The organism is Saccharothrix sp. CB00851, assembly GCF_001905065.1.
GTDB lineage: Bacteria > Actinomycetota > Actinomycetes > Mycobacteriales > Pseudonocardiaceae > Actinosynnema.
On the sequence record NZ_LWLC01000038.1, the window covers coordinates 38,687 to 53,365 of the forward strand.

Here is a 14,679-nt window from a genome sequence, read left to right on the forward strand (position 1 = left end):
ATGACCGGCGAGCAGGAGGGGCAGTCGCGGGAAGGGCGGTCGCTGCCCGGCGGGCGGTGGCGACTGTGGGACCAGTTCAGCGTGCGCGGCGCGGGATTCCCGGCGGACGGCGTGCTGCGGCTCGCGCCGCACGGGCTCGCCCTGGCGGCCGACCGCTTCGCGGCGCAGAAGTCCCAGCAGGGCCCGGAGTGGAAGCTCTTCGAGGAGGCGTTCGAGGAGGCCGCGACCAAGTCGGCGCTGGAGCTGCGCGACATCGCCGCGGGCGACGCGTTCCAGAGCGCGGTCGCCTGGCAGAACAGGGCGGTGCTGGGCCGCGCGGTGCGGCCGTTCCTGGAGTGGGAGCCCGGTGACGGGCGCACGAGCCGCACCCGACAGCGGGAGGAGCTGATCTCCCACTACTGGCAGCGGTTCTGCGTCAAGAACGACACGATCGGCTTCTTCGGCCCGGTCGGCTGGGGCAGGCTGGACGACGACACCGCGGGCGTCGCGGTCGACGCCGGGGAAGGACTCGTCGCCGAAACCACCGTGTACTTCGCCAGTTGGGCGATCGACGCGCTGGCCCGCGTGCTCGCCGAGGACGCGGCGCTCGCGCCGTGGGTCGCACCGCGCCGGGTGCCCTTCGTGCGCATCGGTGACGGTGAGGTGGCCCTGCCGGGCTGTGCCCCGAAACCGCTGGCCGCGCCGCTGCTGGACGTGCTCGCGCGGTGCGACGGCACCCGTTCCACCCTCGCGATCGGCGAAGAACTGGGCCGCGACGTCACCGACGACCTGGCGGAGCTGGAGCGCCGCCGGTACCTGGTGCGGCGGCTGGAGGTCCCCGCGGGCTCCCACCCGGAACGGGCCCTGCGCACGTGGCTGGAGGGGTTGCCCGCCGACGTGGCCGCACTGGGCCTGGCCGCGCTGGACACCTTGGAACGGGGACGCGACCGGGTCGCCCGGGCGTCCACACCGGACGAGCTGGTCGAGGCGATGTCCGCGCTGGAGCGGGAGTTCGAGGCGCTGACCGACGCCGCTGCGGCCCGCGAGAAGGGCGGGTCCACCGCGCCGGGACGGGCGCTGGTGTACTCCGACGCCCGGCGCGCGGCCACCGTCCGACTCGGTGGGACGGTGCTGGAGGAGCTGGCGGCCCTGGAGCCGCTGCTGGTCAGCGCCGCCTGGCTGACGTCCTCGCTCGCCCGGCGCGTGCTGGACGGGGCGCGGCGGGTGTTCGACGCCTCGGGACCGGTGGACCTGGCGACGTTCTGGTTCGCGTGCATGCCGGTGCTGCACCGGGACGCGGTGGCCGACCTGGCCGAGCTGCGCGCCGAGTTCTGGCGGCGCTGGGCCGGTGTGCTGGACCTGCCGGCGGGCGTGCGCGACGTGCGGCTGTCGGCGGCGGAGGTGTCGGCGCGGGCCAACGAGGCGTTCGCGTCCCCCGGCGGCGGCTGGAACGCCGCCCGCTACCTCAGCCCGGACGTGATGATCGCCGCGACGGGCGTGGACGCGGTGGGGCGCGGCGAGTTCGGCCTGGTGCTGGGCGAGTTGCACGTGGCCATGAACACCCTGGGCGCGTCGCTGTACCTCGACCAGCACCCGGACCGCTCGGAGCTGGTCGAGCTGACCACCCGTGACGTCCCGGGCCCGCGCCTGCTGCCCCTGCTGCCCAAGGAGCACCGGTCCCGGCTGTCGACGCGGGTGCGCCAGAGCCTGGTGCGCCCCGAGGACTACTACGTTGCGCTGGTCGACGACACCGCCGACCCGCACCGCCCGCGCAGCCTGCGCAGCGCCGACGTCCGGGTGGAGCTGCGCGACGACGAGCTGGTGGCGGTGCTGCCCGATGGCGCGGTCTTCCCGGTGGCCGACGTCTTCGGCCACGTGCTCACGACGCTGGTGGTCGACGGGTTCCGGGTGCTCCCCGAGGCCGACCACACCCCCAGGGTGAGCGTGGGCAGGCTGGTGGTGTCACGGGAGACGTGGCGGTTCCCGGTGGCGGAGCTGGGGTTCGCCGACGCCAAGACCGAGGCCCGGCGCTTCGTGGGCGCCAGGGCGTGGCGGGCACGGCACGACCTGCCCCGCTTCGCGTTCTTCACCTCCCCGGCCGAACCACGTCCGGTGTTCGTCGACTTCGACAGCCCGGCCTCGGTGACGCTGCTGGCCAAGGCCGCGCGCCGCCTGGCCCGCGCCGACGCCTCCGCCAGGCTCACCGTGACGGAGATGCTGCCCACCCCGGAGCAGACCTGGCTGACCGACGACAAGGGGGAGGTCTACACGTCCGAACTGCGCTTCGTCCTGCACGACACAACCTCCTGACACCTCCACGGCCCGCACGGCCCCGCCCCCGGGCGGGGCCGCAGGTGTCCGCGACCAAGCGCGCGATCGACGGCGCGGGGTCCCGGACGACGAGGTCAGGATGATCATCGCCCGGCGCATCCCGCAGGTGGGCACTCCGCCGGCCGACCCCGGCGAGATCCCGTCGTTCGACGAGGACGCCGCGGGCGGCTGCGGCTGGACGAACCGTCGACCGCCGCGGCTTCGTCAAGCAGGTCCGCTCGCAGGGCCGTCCCGCTGGGTGATGCCGGGCCCTGATCGCCGCTCCAACGGTGGGGTTTTCGGGTGACCGGCGCGGAACCGGGTTGCCGGGTGGGCCGGGTCCGCACACCGTGGGAGCAGGAGCCGGGGACCGGTTCCGGTGCGGATCGCGACGCGGTGCGGAGGTGCTGATGAGCAGGTCGGATCAGGCTCGGGGCGCTGCTCTGGAGCGGCCGTGAGCGTGTTCGACCTGCCCCGGCTGCACTTCGGCGGCACGGCGCGGACCAGCCTGCCCACCGGGCCACGCGGCGGCCTGGTGGACGTCACCACCAACACCGCGCTCACCGACAGCGGCCCGTTCCCGGTGGGGCGGCCGGCCCACGAGTACCACGACTACCTGATGGACCGGGGTCCCCGGTACGACGCCGCGGGCCGGCCCTGCCCCGACGGGGTGTTCAGCGCGACCGCGGGCTGGAACTTCGGCGGCAGCGGGCACTTCGCCATCGACGCGACGATCACCGGGGTGGAGCGCGAGGCCGGCCGGCTGGACCCGGACGACCCGCTGGTGGGCCGCAGCGTGGACATGTGGGGCCACCACAACGAGTACCTCGCGACCACCGTCAACCGGGCGCGGGTCTTCGACGTCGACCCGACCGCCGCGGACACGATGACCGTCGTGGTCGGCCAATTCGGCTTCGGCCGCGCCGGGCGGTCGCACGACGTCGGGTACGCGGTCACCGGGCAGGTGGCGGGCACGTCACCGCCGCGGTGGCAGAACCCGGACCACCTGCCCGACGTCGGCGACCACTTCCTGGCGGCGGAGCTGCGCAGGTCGGTGGTCTACCAGTTCGTGGTCGAGGAGCCGCGGTGGCTGGACGGGACCTCCCCCGCCGTCGAGCACCTGAAGGCCGCGGCGGGCGACGGGCTGGTAGTCCAGTTCGCGCTCAGCCACATGGCCCCGCCCACGGCGCCGGACACGCCGAACCTGTGGCGGCTGCGTGGCACCATCGCACCGTGGCGCGCGGCGGAACTGCGCACCCATCCCGCCGGGCGGCTGCTCGTGCCGTGCGGCGAGCGCACCGGGCTGCACACCCTCAGCGTCGACGTGTCGCCGACGCACGTCACGTTCAACCTGATCACGGCGGTGCCGCAGCCCTGGGGCGGTGGCGACCTGCTGCTGCGCACGGTCGAGTCCGACGAGCTGGTCGCGACCGTGTCCGAGAAGGTGCACGAGCACGCGCCGACCGGCGGAATCGTCACCGTGCCCGCGGCGTCCGGGGCGCAGGCCGCGAACGACCAGGCGTTGCGGGTGGTCCGCCTCGACCGGCACGGCCACCCGGTGGAGCTGCTGCGCGAGGTCGAGCTCAACGTCCAGTCCGACGACGCCGCCCTGGTCCTCGACCACACCGACGGCACCGGGGAGCACGACGCCAGGGTGACATTCCGGGCGTTCCTCCGCGGCAGGCCGCACCCGGTCGCCCCCGTGGTGCGCCAGCGGCACGACCTGCTCGCGATCGGCGAGGTCGACGTCGACGGCACCGGTCTCGGCGGTTTCACCGTCCGCGGGCTCCGGGCCGGTGTCACCCGGGTCGAGCTCGGACCGCACGGCGTCGTCGCGGTCCGGGTGCTGCCCGACGACCGGGAGCTGGACGACATCCCGGAACAGGACGTCACCTTCGAGCTCGTGCACGAGAAGGTCCTGGCCTACTACGAGCTGGTGTCCTCGTTCATGCGCACCGAGGTGTTCAGCCTCGCCGACCGGTGCATGGTCGAGACCTACGCGACGCTGGTGTGGCAGATGTGCGACCCGCGCAACAAGGGCAAGACCTACTACATGCCGCCCACCAGGGACCTGTCGGCGCCGAAAGCGCGACTGCTGCTGAAGTACCTGCGCCGCCAACAGCAGCGGGCACCGCACCCGATCACCGCGCAGACGCCGCAGACGCCGTGGACGCCGCCGATCACCACCCGCGCCGAGCTGGTCGCCGCGCTGCGCCAGGCCGTCACCCTCGAACTGGCGGTGATGCTGCAGTACCTCTACGCGGCCTACTCCGTGCCGACCTACGGCGTCGGCGCGGCGTGGGTGCGCGAAGGCCGGTGGACCGCGGAACAACTCGAACTCGCCTGCGGCGACGGCGGGCAGACGCTGCACACCGGGATCCGCGGCGGTCTGCTCGGCGTCGCCCGCGAGGAGATGGTGCACTACCTGGTCGTCAACAACATCCTCATGGCCGTGGGCGAGCCGTTCTTCGTGCCCGAGGTGGACTTCACCACGATCAACGCCCGCCTGCCGCTGCCGGTGGACTTCGCGCTCGAACCGCTGCACCTCGGCAGCGTGCAGCGGTTCATCGCCATCGAGGAGCCCGACGACCACCGGCCGCGCGGTGGGCCGTACCGGTCGCTGAGCGAGCTCTACAGCGCGATCCGCGACGGCCTGTCCCGGGTGCCGGACCTGTTCGCGGTCGAGCGCGGCAGGGGCGGCGGCGAGCACCACCTGTTCCTGCGCGAGTCGATCGACGCCACCCACCCCGACTACCAGTTCGAGGTGGACGACCTGTCCAGCGCCCTGTTCGCGGTCGACTTCGTGACCGAGCAGGGCGAGGGCGGCGTGCTGCCGGCGGCCGGCGACCCCGGCCCGTCGCACTACGACACCTTCCGCCGGATCGCCGACCTGCTCATGACCGAGCACCTCCGCGGGGAAGGCCGGCCGTGGCACCCGGCCCACCCCGTGCTGCGCAACCCGACCACGGGCACCGGTTCCGGGGTGGGCCAACCCGTCACCGACCCCGACACCGCGCGGGTCATGGCGCTGTTCAACAGGTCCTACTGCCTGATGCTGCTGCTGACCGCGCAGCACTTCGCCGAACGACCCGACACCAGCCTGCGCCGGTCCGAGCTGATGAACGCCGCGATCGACGTGATGACGGGGATGATGCGGCCCCTCGCAGAGCTGTTGGTGACGCTGCCCTCCGGCGTTCCCGGCCGCACTGCGGGCCCTTCCTTCGAACTGCCGGAGCCCCCGGTCCCGGTGTCCCGGCCCGACGTGGCCCGCCGCAGGATCGCGCGGGAGTTCGCGGACCTCGCGGCGCGGTGCCGCCGGGACGACCGGGTGCCCGACCGGGTGGCCGGGATCAGCACCCACCTCGCGGCGCGGTTCGGCGGGCCACCCCGCTGACCGACCCGCCAACCCACCCCAGGGGACCGACATGACCAACCTGGTCGACATCCGGCTCGACGTGAGCCCCGGCGACGTGCAGGAGCACCTGCTCGACGTGGCCCGCCGCCACCCGCTCGCCCGCGTGGCCTGGGCAGGCGGCGAGGTGTGGCTGGTGAACGAGCCCGAGCTGGTCCGCCTGGCGTTCCGTGACCGCGGGCTCACCAAGGAGGCCGACGCGGCGCCCGACTGGTTCGACGACGCCACCGGGATGATCGGCTCCGCCCAGACCTCCCGCGCCGCCGCGCTGATCACCAGCGAGGGCGCCGAGCACACCCGGCAGCGCAAGCTGCACGCCGCGGTTTTCTCGGCCCGGCACCGGGAGCGCTGGGAGGAGCTGATCACCGAGGTCGTCCGCGACCTCCTGCGCCCGCTCGACGGGGACGTCGACCTGGTGCCCCGACTCGCCTACCCGCTGCCCGTGGCGGTCATCAGCGCCGTGCTCGGGCTGCCGCCGGAGATGCGCGAAACGCTCGTCCAAGCCTGCCGGCTGGTCACCCACGGCGCGGACGAGGCCGAGCGCGAAAGGGGGCGCGTCCAGCTCTACGGCGGCGTCGGGGCCTTCCTCGGCCCACGACGGCACGAGCTGCGCCCCGGCATGATCGCCGACCTGCTGGCGCTGCACGAAGCCGACGGCTCGGTCAGCACCGTCGAGATCGCGACCTGGACCCCCGGCCTGGTCATCCCCGGGCACGAATCAACGACGAGCGTGCTGGCCGCGCTGCTGGCCGACGTGCTGGACGAGCCACCGGACAGGCGCCCGACCACCGCGGGGGAGGTCGAGGCGCGCGTCGAGGCCGCCCTGCGCGCCCACCCGCCGTTCCCCTTGGCCACCTGGCGGTTCACCACGTCCCCGGTGCTGCTCCAGGAGCACGAGATCCCGGCGGGCAAGCCCGTCCTGCTCAACATCTCGGCCGTCAACCACGCCTCACCGCCCACGGCGCACTACACGTTCGGCTACGGCGCCCACTACTGCGTCGGCGCGGCACTGGCGCGTGCCGAGCTCCGGATCGCCCTGACCGAGTTCCTCCGGGAGTTCCCCGACGCCACGCGGACGACCCGTGAGACCCGCTGGGTGAGCGGGTACGCCATCCGGCAGCTCACCTCGCTGCCGGTCCGCCTCCGGGGCACGGCCTGAACCGGTGCCCGGGGCGGCGTTGCGCCGTCCCGGGCACCGGGTGCTGTCGCGTCACCCCGGCCAGCCGGTGCGCAACGGCAGGGTCCGCGGACCGTGGAAGATCAGGTCGTGGTGGTAGCTCACCGGTTGCCCGGCGGCGTGCGGCGCGGGCAGGGCCCGCACCAGCGCGGTCAGGGCGAGCTGTGTCTCCAGGCCCGCCAGGGCGGCGCCCAGGCACCGGTGGGCGCCGTAACCGAACCCGCAGTGCCGGCGGGGTGCCCGGTCCAGCCGCAGCTCGTCGGGCTGCTCGAAGCGGCCTGGATCGCGGTTGGCGGCGCCGAGCACCAGCACCACCTTGTCGCCAGCCCGGACCCGCCGACCGCCCAGCACCACGTCCCGCCCGGCCCGCCGGCTCACCATCTGCACCGGGCCGTCGTAGCGGATCAGCTCGTCCACGTGGTCGGCGGTGAACACCGGCCGCGAGCGCAACACCTCCGGGTGGTCCAGCAGCGCCAGCACGGACTTGCCGATCAGGTGGGCCGTGGTCTCGTGGCCCGCGGTGAGCAGGTGCACGCCCGTGCCGGCGACCTCGTCGGGAGTGCACCCGGCCCGCACGAGCGGCGCGAGCAGCCCGTCCTCGGCCGGGTCGGCGGCGGCCCGGAGGAAGTAGTCGCCCAGGTCCCGGGCCGCCTCCTCGGCGGCGGCGTAGTCGCCCTTGCGGGTCGAGCTGGCCTCTTGGAGCGCGAGCGCGCGCCGGTGCAGCCACTCCCGGTCGGCCGCGGGCAGGCCGAGCAGGTCGCACATCACGTGCAGCGGCAGCCTGGTCGCGAAGTCGGCCACCAGGTCGATCTCGGGTCGGCCCGCGAGGGCGGCGACGAGGCCGTCGGCGACCCGTTCGACCCGCGGGCGCAGGGAACGCACCGCGGCGAGGGTGAACCGGCCGGCGAGCACCGACCGCAGCCGCGTGTGCCGCGGCGGATCGAGGAACACCAGCCAGTCCCGCACGAGGCGGGTCAGCGCGTCGCAGCCGGGCGGGAAGACCAACCCGCCGCGGGTGAAGTCCGCGCTCCCCAACACCTCCATCGTCGGCTGGTGGCCGAACACGTACCACGCGCCGCTCGCGGAACTCCAGTGCACCGGTTCCTCCGCGAGGTACCGCCGGTACAGCGGGTAGGGCCGGATGATCTCCTCCTGCCCCAGGGAGCGGTGGTCGAACGGCGGCAGGTCGGACCGGGTCACGTGCAGCACGCTCACGCCGACACCGCCGTCCGCGTCCGGCTGTCCAGGTGGATCCGCCGCGCGGCGTCGACCGCGGACCGGATGGCGCCGTCGATCCACGCCGGGTTCACCGAGCAGTGGTCCCCCGCGAAGTACAACCCGTTCTCCGGGCTCGCCGCCCGCAGCCGCTCCTCCGCCCGGCCGGCGTCGTCCAGCTCCCACTGGCTGACCGCCGCACCGCTGCTCCACCAGTGGTGGCCCCACGCCATGCTGGCCGCGCCGATCACCATGCCTGGCTCCAGCAGTTCCGGGTGCATCCGGCTCAACTCCCGCAACACCGCCTCGTGCCGGTCGTCCGCGGGCATCCGACCGAAGGACTCCGCCTCCTCCCCCAGCGTGTAGCTCGCCAGCAGCACGGCACCCTGCGCCGGGTCGCACTCCGCCGGCACGTAGTAGGTCTGGCGCACGCGCCCGCCGCTGAACGACGCGCCGCCGGAGATCCCGTCCCCGGTCCAGAACGCCTCCCGGCAGTGGAAGGCGACCTTCGTGGCCGGCCAGTAGGTCATGCCGCGGATGGCCTCGACCTTGGCCCGGCTCAGGTTGCGCAACCGGATCCGGCGCAGGACCGAGAACGGCAGCGTGCACAGCACCCGGGGGCAGCTCCGCGTGACCACGCGGTCGCCGGTGCGGACCTGCACCAGCACCCGCTCACCGCACACCTCCAGCCCGACCACCTCGCACCCGAGGCGCACCGGTGACCGCAACCGCGACACCAGCGCCTGGACCAGCTGGTCCATCCCGCCTTCGAGGCGCACCAGGTCTGGGCTGGTCTCCGACAGCACGTCGTCGATGAACCGGGCCAGCCGGCCACCGCAGCCGGCCCGGGCCCCGGGGTGCGCGGCGAAGAAGGCGTGCAGGTCGACCTGATCGCGGTCGGGGCCCACCACGAACGGCGCCAGGTCGACCCGGTCCACCGCGTCCAGCAGTTCCGCGGTGAAACCGCGCTCGCGGAAACCGGCCGGACCGATCGCGTTCCCCATCGCGGTCAACCACGCGCCGAACAGCACGGTCTCCTCGCGGTACCGGTTGTCGGCGAGCTCCGCGCGGAAGTCCTCGACCAGGATGCGCGCGGCTTGGCCGAGCCGGACGAAGCCCCGGCTGGTGGCGTGGTACGCCTGCGGTTCGGAGAACAGGGTCCGGAACGGCCGGACCTTACCGGACAGACCCATCCGGTGGACGTAGTCCAAAGTGTACCGGTGGTCGCCGGGCACCCGCATGGCGCCGAGCTCCACCAGCGGCCCGTCGGCGCCGAAGCGGTGGGTGAAGATGCGACCGCCCACGCGCCCGCTGCCCTCCAGCACCTCCACGCGATGCCCCAGCGACTCCAGCTCGTGGGCGGCCACCAACCCGGCGATACCCGCGCCCAGGATCGTGATGTGCGGGGCTTCCGGACCGGGTCTTGCCGCTTCGTAGGGATGATCGGTGGTGAAACGACGGTCGACCACGTGCATGCCGGGCATGAAATCTCCTCAGATAGGGCATCTCAGCGACCGCGACCGCGCCCTCGTTGCGCAACCACGGTGTGCAGAGTTCCCTTGTCCCAGCAACCCCTCCGCCCTTGGTGCCACTCGAAATTCCCACCGTCAGAGGGATTCCAAGACACAGGTCACGCAGCGGAACCGGCGACCACTCCTGTCCTTAATGGACACCTGACGCGACTAAAGTCTTTACCCGATCGGATGGCCGAAGATGTGCGCGCCCCGTGCGGCCAGCAGAATCGACGGGAGGAGCGGACCGACCACGACCGGAGGTGGCACCCGTGCCCGCAGGCAGTGCACCGCCCTCGACCCGCGAATCGGACGTCCTGGTCGTCGGAGCCGGCCCGGTGGGCCTGGCGATGGCGCTGGACCTCCGCTACCGGGGGATCGACCACCTGGTCGTCGAGCGGCGGGACGGACGGATCCCCCAACCCGGGGTGAGCACGATCGGACCGCGGTCGATGGAGCTGTTCCGGCGGTGGGGGCTGGCCGACGACATCCGCGCCGCGGGCTGGCCGCCGGACCACCCGCTGGACGTCGCCTGGGTCACCCGGGTCGGCGGGCACGAGCTGCACCGCTTCGAGCGGGGCAGCGTCGCCACCCGCCCGGAGTTCCGGCACACGCCGGAACCGGACCAGGTCTGCCCCGCGCACTGGCTGCAACCGCTGCTCGTGGGCGCGGTGGGCAAGGCCCCGGACGGCCCGCTGCTGCTGAGCCACCGGCTGGACTCGTTCACCCAGGACGACGACGGCGTCACCGCGCACGTCACCGACCTCGGCACCGACACGACGAGCGTGATCCGGACCAGGTACCTGGTGGCCTGCGACGGCGCCTCGTCCCCGGTCAGGCGCTGGTGCGGCATCGACGCGCCGGCGCGGCACGAGACCAAGGTGCTGCGCAACATCCTGTTCCGCGCGCCGGAGCTGACCCGTCACCTGCTCGAGCAAGGCCACCGGCCGGCCATGGTCTACTTCCTCATGCTCTCCAACGAGCTGCGCTACCCGCTGCGCTCGATGGACGGCAGGGAGCTGTTCAACCTGACCGTGTCCGGCCCGGCGCTGACGGCGGACGCGACCGCGCTGCTGCGGGACGCGATCGCGTTCGACACACCGGTCGAACCCGTGGCCGACGACGAGTGGCACCTCACCCACCGGGTGGCCGACCGCTACCGGCACGGCCGGGTCTTCCTGGTCGGGGACGCCGCCCACACCGTGTCGCCGTCCGGCGGGTTCGGCATGAACATCGGCATCGCCGACGCCGCCGACCTGGGCTGGAAGCTGGCCGCCCACCTTTGCGGCTGGGGCGGTGAGCACCTGCTGGACAGCTACGAGGCCGAGCGGCGGCCGGTCGCGCTCGACAGCCTCGAAGCCGCCAACCAGCACCTCCAGCGGACGTTGGCCCGCGAGCTGCCCGTCGACCTGCGCGCGGACACGCCGGAGGGCGAGCGACGGCGCGCGGAGATGGCCGAGCGGCTGCGCGCGGGCGGTGCCAGCAAGGAGTTCGACAACCCCGAGGTCCACTTCGGCTACCGCTACAGCTCCCCGTTGATCCTCGGTACCGGCGCCGACCTGACGCCGGAGTGGCGACCGGGCAGCGACCCCGGTTCCCGGGCCGCGCACGCCTGGCTGCGGCCGGGTGTGTCCCTGCTGGACGTGTTCGGCGAGGGGTTCGTCCTCCTGTGCTTCGAGCACGACCCGCAGGGCACCCGGGAGGTGCGGGGGGCGTTCGACGCGCGGGACGTCCCGCTGCGGGTCGTCGAGTGCGCGGACCCGGAGGTGGCGCGGATGTACGCGTGCCCGTTCGTGCTGGTCCGCCCGGACGGCCACGTCGCCTGGCGGGGCGAGCGGCTGCCCGCGGACCCGGTCGGGCTGGTGGACGCGGTCCGCGGTTCGGTCCTGGCGGCGGTGCCGTCGGGCTGACGGGCCCGTGCTACGGAATCGGGGAAGCGCCGGCGCCCACGGGCGCCGGGGCACCGGCGGCGATCCGCTCCAGGCGCGGGACGAGGTCCTCCACCGGCGGCAGGGCGAGCATGTGGCGCTGGGCGAGTCGGGCCCGCGCGGTCACCGCCGCGTCGTCCAGCAGGGTCCGGCACGCCGCGGCGATCGACTCCACCGAGCTGTCGGTCACGTGCAGGCCGAGCCCGAGTTCCCGGACCCGCTGGGCGTTGGCGAACTGGTCCCCGTACCGGGGCAGCACGGCCATCGGCACGCCGGCCGCGATCGACTCGCGGATGCCGTGGTAGCCGCCGTGGGTGATGAACAGCTGGGCGCAGCGCAGCAGCAAGGGCTGGGGGACGTGGTCGGCGAGCCGGACGTTCCCGGGAACCGGGGAGTCGGCCGGGATCAGGCCGCCGGTGGCGACCACGCCGACGCAGTCGGTCTCGGCGAGCGCGGCGACGACGGCCAGCAGGGCGGACCGCGTGTCGGCCTGCACCGCGACCGTGAAGGGGTCGACGGCTTGCGCGTGCAGCACGGAGATGACGGTCCCGAACGACGCCAGCACCAGGGGCCGGTCCGCGGGCAGTGCGAGGACCCAGTCCGGCAAGACCTCCGCGCGGTCGATGGCGTCCGGCTGCCGGCAGGTGATCGCGTCCGGCAGGTCGGGAGGGGCGAACGAGTACGACGCGGGCATGAAGTCGAGCCGACCGTGGCGGTGGAGCGGTTCGAGGTCGTCCCACTCCGGTCGGCCGAGCTCGCGCCTGCGCGCGTTGAGCTGGACGAGCAGGTAGTCCGGGAGCAGTGCGTTGGCGGTACCGGCCGGGGCGGGGATGTGCGGTACTCCGAGTTCTTCGGCGAGCAGCACGGCCGCGAACTCGGCCTCGCCGCGCAGCACGAGGTCGGGGCGGAACCGTTCGGCCACCGCGGCGAGGGCGTGGTACCCCTTGACGATGTGCGGACCGGCGAAGAGGCGGACGCTCACCTTGCGGGCCAGGGTGAGCGCGTCCTCCTCGGCGCCCTGGCCCGCCTCGGCCAGGGCCGGGCTCACGTCGGGGATCAGCGGCGGCAGGTCCGGTCGGGCGGGGAACGGTTCGCCGTCGAACACGCGCAGCAGCGGCACCGTGGTCGCCACGAGGACCTCGTGCCCCGCGCCCGCCAGGGCCCGCGCCACCGGGAGCAGCGCCCTGGCGTGGGAGACAGCGGTGGTCACGCAGCACAGCACTCGCATTGGCGCGCCTCTCGGTTGCCCCTGATCCGATCACCGCCCGGTGACCGTCACCTGCCGACGACCACGGTAAGGCGAACCAGGTCACGCCACCTGCGCACGCACCCGAACGAGTCGCGCTGACGAGCCCGGCCCCGGCGACCTCAGCCGGTGTGGGTGAACTGCCCGTGCCCGGCCTCCTGGGACGACGGCGCCGCGCGGTGCCCGCCGAGCGTGGTCGCGGCGATGAGGGCGGCGATCACGAGCACGACGGCGGTGGCGAGGAAGACGGCCGCGTAGCCGTCGGTCAACGCGCGCAGCGGCGGACCGCCCGCGCCCTCGACGGTGGCGAGGTAGATCGTCGTGAACACGGACAGGGCGATGCAGCCGCCGATCTGCATGACCGAGTTGACCAGCGCCGAGGCGGCTCCCGCGTCGCGCGGGGCGACGCCGGCCAGGGCGACGTTCTGCAGCGGGACGATGGTGCAGGCGATGCCGACACCGGTGACGAGCAGCCCGGGCAGGACCTGGTCCCAGTAACCGCCGTCCGGGGTGATGCGCGTCAGGTGCAGCATCCCGGCCGCGGCGACCAGGGGGCCCGCGGTCATCAGCACGCGCGCACCGAACCTGGCGAACAGCCTCGCCGCGACCGGCGCGGTGACCATGGTGGCGACCGTCATGCCCAGGGAAGCCAACCCGGCCAGCAGCGGGCTCAGGCCGAGCACGATCTGCAGGTGGAAGGCCAGGTACAGGGTCATCCCGATGAAGACCGCACCGACGATCGCCTGGATGAGCAGCGCCCCGGCGCGGACGCGGTCGCGGACGACGCGCAGCGGCAGCAGGGGCTGGGCGACCCGGGACTCGATCCACACGAACAGGACGAGCAGCACCAGGCCGAGCGCCAGGGAGGTGACCGCCCACGAGTCCGTCCAGCCCGCCTCGGCGCGGGTGAACCCGAAGACCAGGCCGCCCAAGCCGAGGGTGACCGTGACGGCGCCGGCGACGTCGTAGCGGTTGTCGCCGTCGGCCCTGCTCTCGGAGACGAACGCCAGCGCGCCGACCAGGCCGACCAGCGCGAAGGCGATGTTGACCAGCAGGCACCACCGCCAGCCCGCGAACTGGGTGAGCGTGCCGCCCAGGGCGAGGCCGACCGCCGCGCCGGTCCCGGCGACGGTGCCGAACACGGCGAAGGCGGTGCCGCGCTCGCGCCCGGACGGGAACGTGACCGTCAACAGGGCCAGCGCCGCCGGTGCGAGCAGGGCGGCGAACACGCCCTGCAGGCCGCGAGCGAGGATCAGCTCGGAGGGGCTGTGCGCGAGCCCGCCCCACGCCGACGCGGCTCCGAACCCGAGCATCCCGACCACGTAGCCGCGCTTGCGGCCCCAGTAGTCGGCGACCCGGCCGCCGAGCAGCAGCAGCGCCCCGAACGCCAGGACGTAGGCGGTGACGACCCACTGGCGCTGGGCGTCGGTCATACCCAGGTCTTCCTGCGCCCGCGGGAGGGCGACGTTGACGATGGTGGCGTCCAGCACCACCACGAGCTGGGTCAGGGAGAACACGGCGAGGGCCCACCAGCGCCGAGGGTCGAGCGAGGGGACGGGGACGGGGACGGACACGATGGAGCCTCCGGCTTCCACACGATGGGGACGCTGGAGGTTTCGAGCCTCGGATCGCCCGCGCGCCGGCGGGTCAGACCACCTCGGCCTCGTGGCCGAGCAGGACTGCATCTTAGCCCATTCGGAGGCACCGCACGCGCCGCGGGATGTTCCGCGGCGCGCGGTGGACGTGCCCGCGGGTCGACGGGCGACGACGACCACGTCCGTTCGATCCGAGGTCCCCCATCCAAGACCAGGATGCCCGCACTCGTGGGTGCAATGCCCGCGGTCGAGGGGCGAACCCGCCTGCGCGGTACGTAGTCGCGGCCGCACCCTCGCGGACGTCAC

General features: G+C 73.7%; 8 protein-coding genes. 4 read left to right on the forward strand and 4 right to left on the reverse strand.

Features of this window, described 5'->3' with window-relative positions:
• From A6A25_RS32270 to A6A25_RS32280, 3 genes are all read left to right on the forward strand, one after another.
• Positions 1–2,289: a lantibiotic dehydratase gene (locus A6A25_RS32270; protein WP_073896719.1), complete on the forward strand. Its 2,289-nt coding sequence runs from the start codon at positions 1–3 to the stop codon at positions 2,287–2,289.
• A gap of 454 nt (positions 2,290–2,743) precedes the next feature.
• Positions 2,744–5,683, forward strand: coding sequence for a ferritin-like domain-containing protein (locus A6A25_RS44950; RefSeq protein WP_073896720.1), 2,940 nt, complete (start codon positions 2,744–2,746; stop codon positions 5,681–5,683).
• A 31-nt stretch (positions 5,684–5,714) separates the two neighbouring features.
• Positions 5,715–6,860, forward strand: coding sequence for a cytochrome P450 (locus tag A6A25_RS32280; protein ID WP_073896721.1), 1,146 nt, complete (start codon positions 5,715–5,717; stop codon positions 6,858–6,860).
• A 51-nt stretch (positions 6,861–6,911) separates the two neighbouring features.
• On the opposite strand, the gene A6A25_RS32285 is transcribed toward A6A25_RS32280, so the two are convergent.
• Together A6A25_RS32285 and A6A25_RS32290 are read right to left on the reverse strand one after the other, a co-directional pair.
• Entirely contained in the window at positions 6,912–8,093 is a 1,182-nt protein-coding gene (locus A6A25_RS32285) for a cytochrome P450 (protein WP_083668848.1), read from the reverse strand.
• Positions 8,090–9,577 (reverse strand): flavin monoamine oxidase family protein, encoded by a 1,488-nt coding sequence (locus A6A25_RS32290; RefSeq protein WP_073896722.1) that lies wholly within the window; start codon positions 9,575–9,577, stop codon positions 8,090–8,092. Before A6A25_RS32290 ends, A6A25_RS32285 begins: the two co-directional genes overlap by 4 nt.
• Positions 9,578–9,876: 299 nt before the next feature.
• Between A6A25_RS32290 and A6A25_RS32295 the strand changes: the two genes are divergently transcribed.
• Positions 9,877–11,514 (forward strand): FAD-dependent monooxygenase, encoded by a 1,638-nt coding sequence (locus tag A6A25_RS32295; RefSeq protein ID WP_073896756.1) that lies wholly within the window; start codon positions 9,877–9,879, stop codon positions 11,512–11,514.
• Between the two features lie 10 nt (positions 11,515–11,524).
• Here A6A25_RS32295 and A6A25_RS32300 read toward each other — a convergent pair whose 3' ends face one another.
• Positions 11,525–12,742 carry a glycosyltransferase gene (locus A6A25_RS32300; protein WP_241829025.1) on the reverse strand — a complete coding sequence of 406 codons (1,218 nt, stop codon included), beginning with the start codon at positions 12,740–12,742 and terminating at the stop codon, positions 11,525–11,527.
• A 158-nt stretch (positions 12,743–12,900) separates the two neighbouring features.
• Complete coding sequence (locus A6A25_RS32305) at positions 12,901–14,352, reverse strand: MFS transporter (protein WP_073896758.1); 1,452 nt, start codon at positions 14,350–14,352, stop codon at positions 12,901–12,903.
• Positions 14,353–14,679: the final 327 nt, after the last annotated feature.